Here is a 12,623-nt window from a genome sequence, read left to right as displayed (position 1 = left end):
AGGACACGTGATGAAATATGATGTGGAATTGGTTGCAGACCTGCGGACATCAGGTGGAGAAGTGCAGGACGTGATGGTTAATGGTCAATATGCAGGGTCACTTTTTCTTGTGTACAGAGAAGGAGATCGTTTATCAGGTAGTCTTCAGATCGAGCAGGAGTCTCTGCCAGATGGTACAGAGCAACTTATTGTGGAAAAAGTGCATGCCTATGTCCGATCTCTTGCAGATGCATTGGAAGCTGCATATTACGAAGTGCTGGTTAGTTGTGGCTCACTACATTCGGTTCTGCATAAGCCTGAGTCAGAGACAATGTGGACGTCTGAAGATATGAATCATGACGAAGGCGGTCATGACGATATAGACAGCAGTGAAAGTAAGGTAATTCCCGTATCACAAGCCGAGTCGTTTACATATGAAGATCGGGATCAGGTTCTGGAGATGGAAATGGTAAGCGCAGGGCGCAGCATATCCACGTATATATTCAATGATGTCGAAGGACAGGAACTTGCAGAAGCTTCCTTAAAACAATATGGTGCTGATGTACAAGGTGAAATACACTGGTATGACGAGCCGGAAGAGAATCAATTGGAAGCCGCGGCAGAGTTGCTGGTCAGAGAGCTGGATGAGGACATCATCGATACGATTACGATCCGCATGTGGCATCAGGGAAACGAACTTGAGACGCTAGAGTGGATACATCGCGATTTCTCCGAGGAATTTGAGGATACCGATGAATCGGATCTAAATGAGTTGGAAGCTGCTGAAGAAGCATGTTATGTTATGCTGAAGCGTAAGGATCGGGAGTTCCGGGTATATGAGCTGTTTCTTCAAGAACGGGGTGGGTTGCCTGTGGGAACAGCAACAATAGACACCTCTCAATCCGATCTGACGGGATACATTGATTACGAGGTTCCTGGAACCAGCGTGCAGCGAAAGAGCCTGGTCGAAGTGTTGATGCAGGAGTTGGACAAGGAAATGGAGTTTGATACGCTGCACCTTACGATGTTGTATCGAAATCAGATTATTGATGAAGCCAGAATAGATGGGTAAAAGGCAGCTGCCTTTTACCTTTTTTTGTTCTCATTTTGACGAAAAATCCATTTCCCGGTATAGTACCATTAGTTTAATAGAGCTCAGGAAGTGGAGGAGAACAATCATGCACTCATTCAGGATCAGTAGCGAATATATCAACGATGGATTTCAAGCGGTTCAGGCGAAGCCCAAAGATACGGAGGATGTGATGTCGCTGTTGGTGGAGACAGCCGAATGGTTACAGAGCCAAGGTTCTTCCCAATGGAACGCTTTGCTTAAAGGTGAAGATTCACATGATACGGCAGGGGCAATTCGGCGCGGGGATGTGTTTGTATTTAAAAAAGGAGCGGACGTAGCGGGGATGGTGATCCTTATGGTTCAGCCAAGCCCGTGGGATATTCATCTCTGGGGATCAAAAGCTTACGCCGAGGATGGCGCAATCTATCTGCATCGGCTGGCGATCCGAAGACAATATGCCCAGAGCGGTCTGGGACGATCAATATTGGAATGGTCCAGTAGCGGCATACACTTTGAAGGCAAACATACGGTTCGTTTGGACTGCGGAGCCAGCAACGCAACGTTAAATGCCTTTTACGCGCGGAACGGGTATACTTTTTTGGGAGAGACAGATGGTTACAGTACATATGAGAAGCCCGTGGAGATACTGAGCTGAGCATTCTGACTGTCCAATGAAGATGTGACGACAACTGCAAGCGGTTGACTGCTGATTTAAAGCTTTTGCTTCTGAGGGGCACGTTTCATGAATATGTTGTATATACGAGTTGATGAACAAAAGCTTGATCAGTTTGCCTTGATTGAGCAGTTTAAATAGCAAAAGTTTGCTGTGTTTATCGTAATATAGATGTTCCGGCTTCCCTATGTCATAATGGATAGTAGAGCCGTATTCAGAGAAAATAAACGGATGTGCATCCATCATAGGATGGGCAGTTGAGAGGGATTCTCATTTTGTATCTTTACTGAACATATGTTCTGATATATCATGAATGAAGATGCATTGAAAGAACGTAAGTAGAAAGGGGGAAACTAACAGTGAAATTGCTGCAGGCGCTTTTCTTTCCTCCGGAGCAGCCCGGAGGTGTATCCTCTATGATTCCGTATATGCAAGAGAGATTTACAACCCCGAGGTGGGAAATGGATCTGTTCTCGTTACCGAAGCGAATTCGCAACAAGGGCAGAGAGGAAGTTCATTTCGAAACGTTTGACTGGACTGAATATCAGGATAGTCCTGTTGTCCAAAAATATATTCAAACCTATCGTGATTATCTATGGTGGACCAAACTGCGTATTCAGAAGCCCTATGATCTGATCCATGCTCACCACCCCATTGCTGGACTTGCGATGAAAACGGTCTTCCCGGATACACCCCTTATTCAGACGATTCACTCCAGTTATGAAAGAGAATTAATTCTTAATGGACGCATTGAAACGGATGGACCGGAGCATCGCTTCCTGCTTGCGATATACGGTGAGCTTGAACACCAGGCAGAGCGCCTCTTGACGGTGTCGGATTCGTTCCGTCGTTATCTGGCTCCCTATGTGAAGGAACCTGATGTCATCGGTGTGATTCCCAATGGATTTGATGAGAAGCGCTTTAAGCCGATTCCTCATGATAATGCGATACCACAGCTGGTCACGGTATGTCGGCTTGTTCCGGCAAAAGGGTTGGATATTCTTTTCAAAGCCTGTGCGGAGCTGAAGGGCCGAGGTCATGATTATGTGTTACATATTATTGGAGACGGACCGATTCGTCCTGATCTGGAAGAGTTGGCGCAGCGATTGGGAATCTATAATGAGACCATTTTCTATGGTTACACACTGCACCCTGAGGAATTCATGCCATTCTTTGATATTTTTGTACTTCCTTCACGGGCAGAGGCATTTGGTTCCGTCTTCGCTGAAGCGGCGCTGAGTTGTCTTGCTCTTGTGGGTACGGATGTAGGTGGTATACCGGAACAGATCGAGAATGGTAGCAATGGGTTGCTTGTACCGGCAGAAGATCCTTCTGCACTGGCTGAAGCGCTTGAAAAGGTGATGCTCGATCCGGCTTATCGTTATGAACTTGCTCGTTCAGCGTGTGAAAAAGCCAAAACACATTACTCGCTCGGCAGATCGGTCAATGAGTTGAAGAAGATGTATTTACAGTTTCCCAGCAAGGCCTAAAAGAGAGAGCAAAAAGTGCGAGCCGCTGTGCTAAACAGCGGCTTTTTTTTCATGCAAAAGGAAGGCGCATGAGTGATGAATTATGGTATGAAGCAAACGGATGCTCATATTCATGAAGTACATCACCGTTTATATATTTTTGCGTCCACGGAAGGCACCCCAGCGGCTTAATACCAATTTGGCTGCCCAGAACAGTGCCAAACTTCCGAAGATAGGATAAAGGATGGATAGTAGAGAACTGAATCCAAACTGACTGAGTGAGTAACACAGCAGCATAATGGTTAATGTAATGAAACGGGGATGAACGCGTATATGTTGTCTGAGTTGCAAGGTCATGCCGTAGATATCGGCAACAAATGTACTGAATATTTCCATGAAAATAAGGGATACATATACAGATTGTACTGCCCATCCAAGTTGAAAGGCAATGCTGCCCATCGGAATTTCGAATTGGATGATGCCGGGCATCTGTGCTGACATGGCAAAATGAGCTGCCATCAGCATGAAACCTACGCCAATTCCACCCAATACTCCGCCCCACTTCAGTACATTCCGACTGCGAATCTGGTTGCCAACGGGCACAAGAACAGCTTGAGCTAACGCCAGATTGAACGAACTATACAACAGTGGAGACAGCCATACTTGAATAGGGTTTGAGTCTGTCGTCAATGTGATGAATCGGGAAGCTCCTGGATGATGGATGGTACTGGTGATCATGAGCAGAGATAACAGCAGCATCATGGGCACGACGATGCTATTCATTTGAAGAATAGCCTGGATTCCCCGACCGAGAAGCAGATATGTCCCTACAAGTGTGACGATTAGACCGGTCTGATAATGCAAACCCAGATGTTCGACAAAGACGGAACCTGCTCCGGCAAGCATGACGCTGTTCACGCCAATGAGAATGAGAAGGGTCACCCAGGTGATCCATTTTCCCGCCTTGGGGCCGAATAAATGTTTGTTCAGGTCCTCATAAGAGCGGGACCCGGTATCGTGAGCGATCAGCATCATTTTGGTACCTAACCAGACAAAGAGTATGGTGGATAAGCCTATGGTGACGGTGGCCCATTTGCCATACTGGGTAAAAAACTGCAAAATTTCCTGCCCTGTAGCGAAGCCGGCTCCGACAACCGTTCCGATGTATGTAAATGCGATCTGCAGCACCCGAAATGCCTGTTTCATGTGTTTCCCCTCTCAGGCCCCTGTATAGTTTGGACATGCGGGTACCATGGTACAAGGTATGCTTGACCCACGAAAGACATGACAATCGATAATGTGCTTTGGCTTGAATTGTGTCTCAAGGACAGCGCCCAGGCAATTTCGCTTGAACTTATAGATAGATATATGATACTTTTACCTCATAGGATAGGCTTGGGAGGTCAATTTATGGAATTATTGAAACAACGAATTTTACAAGAGGGTGTTGTTATCTCGGATCAAGTATTGAAACTGGATGGTTTGTTGAACCACCAGATTGATCCTGCATTAACGATGGAGATGGGACGTGAGTTTGCAGCCCGTTTTCGTGAAAGTGGAGTGACTCGGGTAATCACGGTAGAATCCTCAGGGATTCCGGTTGCGTTTGCCGCAGCCTATGAACTCGGGGTGCCACTTGTATTCGCCCGTCGCAAAAAAACACTTCTAGCTGATCCTGATGCTTACTGTGAGCGCGTACCGTCCTTTACCAAAGGAATTGTAACTGACATTATGGTATCTCGCGAGTTCATTCATGAGAATGACCGTATTTTGTTCATTGATGATATTATTGCCAATGGAGATGCCGCTCGTGGCGTCATCAAAATTATCGAGCGTTCCGGTGCGGAACTCGTTGGATTCGGCGTTGTGGTCGAGAAAAGTTTTCAGGCAGGGGCACGAACGATTCGTGAACAGGGTATTCCGGTGGAAGCCTTGGTACGTATTCGTTCCCTGAACGATGGAACGGTACAATTTGACGATAACGAAATGTGACATTTTAAAGGAATAGGGCCTATTTTTTGAACTATGCCTTTGCATGACCGCGAATTTCATTTATAATGGGGTTATGTTAGGGAGAGGAGGCAACACCATGGGGAACCAACCGGCAACAGAACAATTCTTTAATGATAAGCTGGCGGAATCGAAAGTTCATTTTGAACGTGCCCTGGATTGTAAACATACGGAATTCGATGACCTTTATCCCTATATGATTGAACATCCTCAATTTTTCTGGTACAAACGCTATGTTGCCTGGTCAGAATTACTGACGATTGTAGGCTTGTGCGAAGAGTTGTCCTTCTCTTGGAAAGAACAATTTACACCGCATCAAGTGGAGTACCTTGAAGAACGTGTGATGTCCGCCAAAGTGCTTGATTTTTGGTTCGAGAAGAACGACAGCAAAGAGCACGCGCAGCGGTAACTTTCAGTCGGGACATAATTTCGAATGACATGACAGTCCAATACAGTCACGTGAGACCTAAATGACTTTTCATTTAGGTCTCTTTTTGTAAATAAATAAATTTGGAATATAGGAGCCATGAACATGATTAGTGATACAGAATTGGACGCCCTGCGTCTGTCAGGTGAGAAAGTCAGAGTAGTACGGGACGAACTGGAATCTAACGATGTAACCGGGATTGTAGTTGCCTGGGATGGCGAGCAGGTACTTATCCGTCGTCAGAATCGACGTGTCGTCAAGTTGGATCGCGGATACCGATATCAGTTGTTCAGCGAACCGCGCCAGAGTCCACTTGGTGAGTAACAACGATCATTATGTCAGAAGTATGGGCGTATAAATGTTTGGAATTACCATGATTTCTTGGCATAATTGACTCACTCGGGAGAGAAGATAGGTACAGTGAGAAAGTTCTGTAACTATAGCCGAGAGGGTGTGCTACAAGCCATGACATTGATGAATGATAAAGTTCATGCCTATAAGGATCAGATTGGAGCATTAAGCGATGTGCTGCCAGGTGTGGTGAAGTCGTATCATGAGTTTACAGGAGAATGTTTCCAACCTGGCGTGATTGATGCCAAGACAAAACAGCTAATTGCGCTCGGCATTGGATTGTTTGCCAATAATGAGGTATGTACCTTCTACCATGTAGAAGAAGCCCGTGCCAAGGGCGCTACAGATCAGGAGATCATGGAGACCGTAGCCGTGGCCGGAGCTGTAGGAGGCGGACATGCCCTGTCTCAGGGCGCGATGCGAGTGCAGAAGGCGCTGCATTAATTGTAGATGGAGGTAGTCCAAGGACTGTTCTCATAAAGAGCAAGCCAAACAAAAGAGGAGGTTCCGGGTTAATCCGGAGCCTCCTCTTTCTATATCATACCTACATTTTACCCAACATTTTATCATACATAAACTGTCCAGTTACCCGACGTGCTGTCACGTAGCGGTCATTGAAGTATGGATTCGATAACTTAGTGATGCTTACACCTTTACTGCTCGAAGCGTGAGCGAATTGTCCACCGCCAATATACACACCTGTATGTGAAATGCCTTTGCCTGTTGTATTAAAGAACACCAGATCACCTGTCCGAACATTGCTCTTGGCTACCGGAGTACCTGCTTTGGCTTGCTGTTGCGAAGTACGTGGCAATTCAATGCTGTATTTGTTGAAAATATATCTCATAAACCCGGAACAGTCGAAGCCGGCCAGAGTCGTGCCACCCCACTTGTAAGGTATACCTGTCATGTTGTTCACTACGGAGTTAATACTGCTTGCCTCTGTGCTTGTTGCCCCGGATGTAAATAGTACAGCCGCTCCAAAAATGGAGATAATCAGTTTTTTCAAAATCAATGTTCTCCCTTCGATGCCTACGGAGTTAGCTAAGGGTTCGGTAGAAGGTTCCCTATATTTCCTATGTATAAGAATAATTCACCCAAAATGGTTCCCCCGTTTTCAAATCTGAAACTCGGCAAATGAATAATTAAGTTTTTGTAACTATTTGAAACTATATTGCATAAATGCGTAATTGTCAAACCCTTTTAAACCCCTTCGTAATACCTCAATGTTAGCGGAATTAACGTTTTTCCATGAAAGAAGGGATCAAGTTTGGGTATCATTCATGACAAAAACGTCATTATTGATTCGTTTGAGACGAATTTGGATAAATAAATAGGTTTGTCATGAGTTAAAAGAACTATTCCGTTATGTAGTATTTAAGAGATTATATTCATTAAGTTGCATATATTGACAATAATCGATTTTTTGCATATTATCTGATTATCCAATCCACATATTGGATGAAAATTGATTTTATTGTGTTATATATTCAAATTAAGGAGGTTGAGGACTGGTCTTATAGGTAAGGTAGAATTGTGGATGTTATTACAATGAACATGGGAGAGTGTTACATTTGAAAGCAAAGAAAATAGTTACTTTTGTCCTGGCATGCGCCATGGTGTTCTCAACAGTTGGAATTGCAGTTCTCCCTGTAGGGACGGTATCTGCTGCTGATGCATCGGGTACTACAGCGAGTATTTCAGATATTTTGAAGAACCAACTGTCGGATGGAGGTTGGAGAAAAGATTATAAACAAACAAGTGGAGAGTGGGCGAAGTCCACGATTGACAACAAGGCTACATACTCAGAAATTAGAAGATTGGCGAAGGAATTTAAAAAGACGAATGATCCACGCTACTCCACAGCTGCAATCAAAGGAATCAACTTTTTGATCAATATGCAGTATTCAAACGGAGGGTGGCCACAAGTCTACCAAAGCTCCGGATATCACAAGCATATTACCTACAATGACGATGCAATGATTAATGTAATGATCATGCTCGATGAAGTAGCAACACGCAAAGGTGATTTCTCGTTTATCGACAGTACACTTGCTAATCGCAGTAAAAATTCAGTTGCCAAAGGTGTAGAGGCGATTCTAAATACACAAGTCGTTTCGGGCGGCAAGCTGACAGCATGGGGACAACAACATGATTCTGGTTCTCTTAAACCAGCGAGCGCAAGAATCTACGAAGTACCATCACTGACAGCTGGAGAGAGTGTAACGATTGTTAAATTCCTGAAAACGAGACCTGCTAACGCTAGAATTACCGCATCCATTAAAGGAGCGGAGGATTGGTTTAACAAGGTGAAAATTACGGGTTACAAGTATGAAAGAGCAAATGGAGATAGCAAGATTATTGCTGACTCAAAAGCGGCACCGATTTGGGCACGCTTCTATGAAATAGGAACGGATAGACCCATCTTTATTGGTCGTGACGGGGTAGTTAAATACAAATTAAGTGATATTGATAAAGAAAGAAGAGGCGGTTATGCATGGTATGGCAACTGGCCTTCCAAGCTGTAATTTGAGTATACCTTCGTTTTAATGAACCAAACGTTCAGTAGTTAAAGGTAAAGCCCGAATCGACATGGAAGTCTGGTTCGGGCTTTAATGTTATTATTTTCAGTGTTGACATGATAGGTGCCGCATGATATATTATTTCTTGTCGCCGAGATTAATTACGGAGATACAATATGCGGTCGTGGCGGAATTGGCAGACGCGCACGGTTCAGGTCCGTGTGGGCTAACCCCCCGTGGAGGTTCGAGTCCTCTCGACCGCATCTAATCAAAAGACTCCTTGAGCTAATGCTTATGGAGTCTTTTTTGTTTGCATTTTTTGATTGAAATACTAACGTTAGAACTTGAGAGTCCAAGAGGTTAGGGCTTGGCTGCATGAACAACAAATGGTCTTCCATCAGCCAAACGGAACGTTTATTGCGCTGCGGTAATATTAATGCTGTCAATATTGGGTCCTTCCGTTCCGGTGGTCACAACTTTTAATGTATTGGTCCCCGTGTTCATGGGGACCTGTATTGTTTTTTCAACCCAAGTGGACCAGCTTCCCGTTGCTGGAAAGGGCTCATTGCTGATGACTTTGGTTCCGTTAACAAAAATGTCGAGGTTACGGGTTCCGCTTTCCAGCGCATAACGAAACTTTACATTTTTGGTGCCTGTAATCGTGTTGTTAATAGCGTTCCATTGAATGGCTGAACCAGTCATTGCATTAAAGTTGACATACCCGGAGCCAGTGTAACCAGGATAGATCGTTTCAATGGCAGCTTCCGTAAGTGTCGTTCCGGTCTCTGCTTCATAAGTAGTACCGCTGCCTGTATTTCCGCCGTTATTCCCGCCAGTAATGTTGGCAACAAACGTTGTTACGCTCTGAGCCGGGAGCTGTGCCGTGAAGGCTCCATTGGATACGGTAAGCGAAGCCCCGCTTGCCAGGTTGCGGCTGCTGTCCGTAACCCATGAGGATACAGTGGAGGCATTACCATTCTGCAGAACGAATTTTTGGCTTGTGGCCGAAGTTCCACGGTTAATTGCCACGACAACAACCTTGTTATCACCTTTGTATGCAGAGACGAATGTATTCGTATCCGGGTTCTTAGTTGCATCCACTCTGAGATAGCCAGGACGTACAAATTTGGAGAAATGGGCCATATTATATCCGCGTTTGCTTATGGTACCGTCTTCTTTCATCGGACCATACTGTCTGCGGATGTACCACCACACATAGGCCTGGAAATCACCTTCTACCATGGCATTGTGCATGTGATAGGAAACGTCTAGTGCTTCAGGCCAGCGGTCTGCTGAGTTGTTGTCACTGTTCGGAACATACACCTCAGTCATCCACAGTTCTTTACCGGCTCCTTTTTGCTTAAAGAGAGGGTAGGCAAAATTCGAAATCTGGGTTCCATACGTATGTGCTCCCAGAATGTCCATGTTGGCAAGTGCCTGCGGATCATTCAGGATTGGGTCGGATATGTTCTTTAAGTACTGGAAGGATTCAGGCGCCATGACTTTGGTACCTTGAATGGACCCGGCATTTTCTTTCATGAAACGAAGAATCTCTTGTGGAGTCCACCAGGTCCAGTCATGAGCGTAATCCGGTTCATTTTGTACAGAAATGGCATACAGATCTACGCCGTTATTTTTCATATAGGTTACAAAGTCATTCAGATGTTGCGCATATGCGGCATATTTGTCGTATTTCAGACGTTTGGCATTTGTGTCCCCATTGCGGTTGAATGTTTCAACCATGCTGCTCGGCGGATTCCATGGGGATGCAAATACGATAGCTCCCTTTTCAATAGCCCGTTTGGCTGTGGCAACTTCACGATACCAGTTATTAGAATCTGGATCGACGTAGATTCTGAGAATTGAAAAGCCTAACTGATTCTGGTCATTACCGAAAGCCGTTTCACGTTGAGCGGGAGTCAGATCACCAATCCAGGCAGGGAGGTTAATGCCCCCAAAGCCCTTGATCAGTTGTTTTTCCGAGGACAAATTAATGTTGGCATCACTTGCCGCCGAAACTTGTGTAGGACTTAACATGAGGGGTAGAGCTGTTAAGCAGGCCAATAAAACATTGATCGTTTTTTTGAATTTGAATTTCACTACTTTCATCCTCCTCGATAATGGTAAATGGTTACATAGAGAAACCGCGACCAGGGATAACAATTAAGAAGAATTGATAGTCTGGCATTTATTTTATGTAAACCCTTTCAAAACCCCCTTCCACAAATCATAGGAAAGAAATGAAACACACTAACTTCTTTCATTTGTTGATTCTACTAAATAATTCCTATACTGAAAACCTGACAAATTACAGTATTTATTCTAATTAATCTCTTTTTTCTACGGTTCAATGACAATTCTTGTCTGAATACAAAGGTGAAGAGTGGGATGCTGTAGATGCTCGGCTAAGATAGAGGTCTCCAATGGTGGGATGTTGTTTTAAGGAAGGCTTTGGCTTACATATTACTCCCTTCATTATCAAACAATGAGATCACAGAAACTTACGGGGAGGGAATCATGATGAAGGAAAAGAGAAAGCATTATCGATTCATTGCAGGTTGCATGGCATTGTTGATTATGATTTACGTTGGTGTTATGGCAGGAGGCCCTATAGCGGCAGCTTCAGAGTCCCCATCGAATCACAAACGGTTAGCGATTATCATCGATGACGTCGGTAATAACATGAAGGGAACGGCAGAGATTCTGGCAATGCCAGTTAAACTAACGGTAGCGGTAATGCCTTTTTTGCCAACGACGAAGAAAGATGCGATAGCTGCACATGAAAAGGGGATGGATGTGATTGTGCACATGCCCATGGAACCCAAGAAAGGAAGACCTGAATGGCTGGGCCCGGGTGCAATCACATCCAATCTAACAGATGAAGAAGTCCGCTCACGCGTGGAGAAAGCGATTGATGATGTGCCCCACGCGATTGGCATGAACAATCATATGGGTTCCAAAATTACTTCGGACAAACGCATCATGTCCATTGTGCTCGATGTATGCAAGGAGCGGGGTCTTTTCTTTGTAGACAGCCGTACGAACTTTCGCTCCGTGGTGGGGGAACTGGCCATATCCAAGAATATGCCACCTGTAGGTAATGACATTTTCCTGGATGATCAAAACACCAAGCAACACATTCGCAAGCAAATGGATCTGGCAGTTCAGCGTGCAATCGACAAGGATATCTGTGTTGTCATTGGTCATGTCGGACATAGCGGGATGAACACATCTGCTGTAGTTCGTGAATCCATTTCCCGTCTGCAGGGTCAGGTTGAGTTTGTAGGTATTGGCGATCTTGTGCGCGAAGTGTGGAACTGGCGTGCAGCTCCTACACTACCGACAGATAATAAATAATGCCGTTCGCAATAGATTGGGCGATTCGTTTTTGCTCAGCGGGATCACTCATTCTGGCCCGGTCTTCGGCATTGCTCAAAAATCCGGTTTCGACGATGACGGCGGGTTGCTTCACGTAATTCAATAAATAAAAGGGCTTGCCCCACACGACCCCGTGCTTCGTTCCGAACAATTGGTTCATAGCGTCCTGAATGGATTGGGCCAGCAGATAGCTTCTGCCTTCCTTCTGGTGCAGTACCACCGGGCCGTGTGCAGCCGATCGGGGACTCCAGTTCGCATGGATGCTGACCACGATATCTGTACTTACTTCTTCGCTAAGGCTCTTACGCTGGGCAAGATCTCTGGTATGACGCGAACGGCTGTTCAGCCAGCGATTGTCATCACTAAGTGCATAATCACCAAGTCGATTGATGATAACGGCATAACCTTTGCTGCGAAGCAGGAGATAGACCTTTTGGCTAATGGCGAGGTTGATATCTTTTTCCAGCACACCTTGGGCTGACGTACCACCGTCAATACCGCCATGGCCTACATCGAGCAGGATAACCGGTGCTGCAAAGGCATGATGACTTGAACGATAAGCATCCCCATCGGTCACCGGCAGCATGGATGGACTGTTCTGTGACGGGATGGAATGATCTGAACTTTGGGATACGGCAAAATCAGGATAGGCTGCTTTTCCATAAGCGACATGGGGCAGCATGGGAAGGCAATGGAAGCTGATTAGCAAGGCTACCGAAGCGGTCAGCAGCTTATACATGGC

Annotated in this window: 13 protein-coding genes, 1 tRNA gene and 1 riboswitch; of the genes, 10 read left to right on the top strand and 4 right to left on the bottom strand. The window is 45.3% G+C overall.

Annotated elements, in window-relative coordinates:
• Nucleotides 1–10: 10 nt before the first annotated feature.
• From AB4111_RS06145 to AB4111_RS06135, 3 genes are all read left to right on the top strand, one after another.
• Nucleotides 11–1,051 carry a hypothetical protein gene (locus AB4111_RS06145; RefSeq protein ID WP_442030853.1) on the top strand — a complete coding sequence of 347 codons (1,041 nt, stop codon included), beginning with the start codon at nucleotides 11–13 and terminating at the stop codon, nucleotides 1,049–1,051.
• A 106-nt stretch (nucleotides 1,052–1,157) separates the two neighbouring features.
• Nucleotides 1,158–1,706: a GNAT family N-acetyltransferase gene (locus tag AB4111_RS06140; protein WP_442030852.1), complete on the top strand. Its 549-nt coding sequence runs from the start codon at nucleotides 1,158–1,160 to the stop codon at nucleotides 1,704–1,706.
• A 377-nt stretch (nucleotides 1,707–2,083) separates the two neighbouring features.
• Complete coding sequence (locus AB4111_RS06135; protein WP_442030851.1) at nucleotides 2,084–3,214, top strand: glycosyltransferase family 4 protein; 1,131 nt, start codon at nucleotides 2,084–2,086, stop codon at nucleotides 3,212–3,214.
• 129 nt (nucleotides 3,215–3,343) lie between these two features.
• Here the strand turns inward: AB4111_RS06135 and AB4111_RS06130 are convergent, their stop codons facing one another.
• Complete coding sequence (locus AB4111_RS06130; RefSeq protein WP_442030850.1) at nucleotides 3,344–4,399, bottom strand: YkvI family membrane protein; 1,056 nt, start codon at nucleotides 4,397–4,399, stop codon at nucleotides 3,344–3,346.
• A gap of 204 nt (nucleotides 4,400–4,603) precedes the next feature.
• Here AB4111_RS06130 and AB4111_RS06125 point away from each other — a divergent pair, with 204 nt between their 5' ends.
• The 4 genes from AB4111_RS06125 to AB4111_RS06110 all read left to right on the top strand — a co-directional run bounded on the left by AB4111_RS06125 (nucleotide 4,604) and on the right by AB4111_RS06110 (nucleotide 6,425).
• A complete protein-coding gene (locus AB4111_RS06125; RefSeq protein WP_036609617.1) occupies nucleotides 4,604–5,185 on the top strand; it encodes a xanthine phosphoribosyltransferase in 582 nt (193 codons plus the stop codon).
• Between the two features lie 97 nt (nucleotides 5,186–5,282).
• Nucleotides 5,283–5,612, top strand: coding sequence for a hypothetical protein (locus tag AB4111_RS06120; protein ID WP_036609615.1), 330 nt, complete (start codon nucleotides 5,283–5,285; stop codon nucleotides 5,610–5,612).
• Between the two features lie 123 nt (nucleotides 5,613–5,735).
• Nucleotides 5,736–5,954, top strand: coding sequence for a hypothetical protein (locus tag AB4111_RS06115; protein WP_278295843.1), 219 nt, complete (start codon nucleotides 5,736–5,738; stop codon nucleotides 5,952–5,954).
• A 141-nt stretch (nucleotides 5,955–6,095) separates the two neighbouring features.
• The gene (locus AB4111_RS06110; RefSeq protein WP_017689352.1) at nucleotides 6,096–6,425 is read left to right on the top strand and encodes a carboxymuconolactone decarboxylase family protein; all 330 of its coding nucleotides are present in this window, start codon (nucleotides 6,096–6,098) and stop codon (nucleotides 6,423–6,425) included.
• Between the two features lie 100 nt (nucleotides 6,426–6,525).
• Here AB4111_RS06110 and AB4111_RS06105 read toward each other — a convergent pair whose 3' ends face one another.
• Nucleotides 6,526–6,990 carry a C40 family peptidase gene (locus AB4111_RS06105; protein ID WP_253433393.1) on the bottom strand — a complete coding sequence of 155 codons (465 nt, stop codon included), beginning with the start codon at nucleotides 6,988–6,990 and terminating at the stop codon, nucleotides 6,526–6,528.
• 5 nt (nucleotides 6,991–6,995) lie between these two features.
• Nucleotides 6,996–7,127: riboswitch (cyclic di-AMP (ydaO/yuaA leader) on the bottom strand.
• 428 nt (nucleotides 7,128–7,555) lie between these two features.
• Here AB4111_RS06105 and pelA point away from each other — a divergent pair.
• Both pelA and AB4111_RS06095 read left to right on the top strand, forming a co-directional pair.
• Nucleotides 7,556–8,509, top strand: a complete 954-nt coding sequence (gene pelA, locus AB4111_RS06100; protein ID WP_442030849.1) for a pectate lyase — start codon at nucleotides 7,556–7,558, stop codon at nucleotides 8,507–8,509.
• A gap of 172 nt (nucleotides 8,510–8,681) precedes the next feature.
• Nucleotides 8,682–8,766: transfer RNA gene (locus tag AB4111_RS06095), tRNA-Leu, on the top strand.
• Between the two features lie 151 nt (nucleotides 8,767–8,917).
• On the opposite strand, the gene AB4111_RS06090 is transcribed toward AB4111_RS06095, so the two are convergent.
• Nucleotides 8,918–10,612, bottom strand: a complete 1,695-nt coding sequence (locus tag AB4111_RS06090) for a carbohydrate-binding protein (RefSeq protein ID WP_442030848.1) — start codon at nucleotides 10,610–10,612, stop codon at nucleotides 8,918–8,920.
• A gap of 408 nt (nucleotides 10,613–11,020) precedes the next feature.
• Here AB4111_RS06090 and AB4111_RS06085 point away from each other — a divergent pair, with 408 nt between their 5' ends.
• Nucleotides 11,021–11,860: a divergent polysaccharide deacetylase family protein gene (locus AB4111_RS06085; RefSeq protein ID WP_442030847.1), complete on the top strand. Its 840-nt coding sequence runs from the start codon at nucleotides 11,021–11,023 to the stop codon at nucleotides 11,858–11,860.
• Here AB4111_RS06085 and AB4111_RS06080 read toward each other — a convergent pair.
• The gene (locus AB4111_RS06080) at nucleotides 11,835–12,620 is read right to left on the bottom strand and encodes an N-acetylmuramoyl-L-alanine amidase family protein (RefSeq protein WP_442030846.1); all 786 of its coding nucleotides are present in this window, start codon (nucleotides 12,618–12,620) and stop codon (nucleotides 11,835–11,837) included. The genes AB4111_RS06085 and AB4111_RS06080 overlap by 26 nt on opposite strands.
• Nucleotides 12,621–12,623: the final 3 nt, after the last annotated feature.

Source organism: Paenibacillus sp. 2KB_22, assembly GCF_052115745.1.
Taxonomy (GTDB): Bacteria; Bacillota; Bacilli; order Paenibacillales; family Paenibacillaceae; genus Paenibacillus.
This window is presented reverse-complemented; position numbering and strand designations above follow the sequence as displayed.

What these genes read in the sequence shown, in the direction of transcription:
- AB4111_RS06145 (WP_442030853.1), top strand. Translation starts at nt 11, where the DNA reads ATGAAATATGATGTGGAATTGGTTGCAGACCTGCGGACATCAGGTGGA.
- AB4111_RS06140 (WP_442030852.1), top strand. Translation starts at nt 1,158, where the DNA reads ATGCACTCATTCAGGATCAGTAGCGAATATATCAACGATGGATTTCAA.
- AB4111_RS06130 (WP_442030850.1), bottom strand. Translation starts at nt 4,399, where the DNA reads ATGAAACAGGCATTTCGGGTGCTGCAGATCGCATTTACATACATCGGA.
- AB4111_RS06125 (WP_036609617.1), top strand. Translation starts at nt 4,604, where the DNA reads ATGGAATTATTGAAACAACGAATTTTACAAGAGGGTGTTGTTATCTCG.
- AB4111_RS06120 (WP_036609615.1), top strand. Translation starts at nt 5,283, where the DNA reads ATGGGGAACCAACCGGCAACAGAACAATTCTTTAATGATAAGCTGGCG.
- AB4111_RS06115 (WP_278295843.1), top strand. Translation starts at nt 5,736, where the DNA reads ATGATTAGTGATACAGAATTGGACGCCCTGCGTCTGTCAGGTGAGAAA.
- AB4111_RS06110 (WP_017689352.1), top strand. Translation starts at nt 6,096, where the DNA reads ATGACATTGATGAATGATAAAGTTCATGCCTATAAGGATCAGATTGGA.
- AB4111_RS06090 (WP_442030848.1), bottom strand. Translation starts at nt 10,612, where the DNA reads ATGAAAGTAGTGAAATTCAAATTCAAAAAAACGATCAATGTTTTATTG.
- AB4111_RS06085 (WP_442030847.1), top strand. Translation starts at nt 11,021, where the DNA reads ATGATGAAGGAAAAGAGAAAGCATTATCGATTCATTGCAGGTTGCATG.
- AB4111_RS06080 (WP_442030846.1), bottom strand. Translation starts at nt 12,620, where the DNA reads ATGTATAAGCTGCTGACCGCTTCGGTAGCCTTGCTAATCAGCTTCCAT.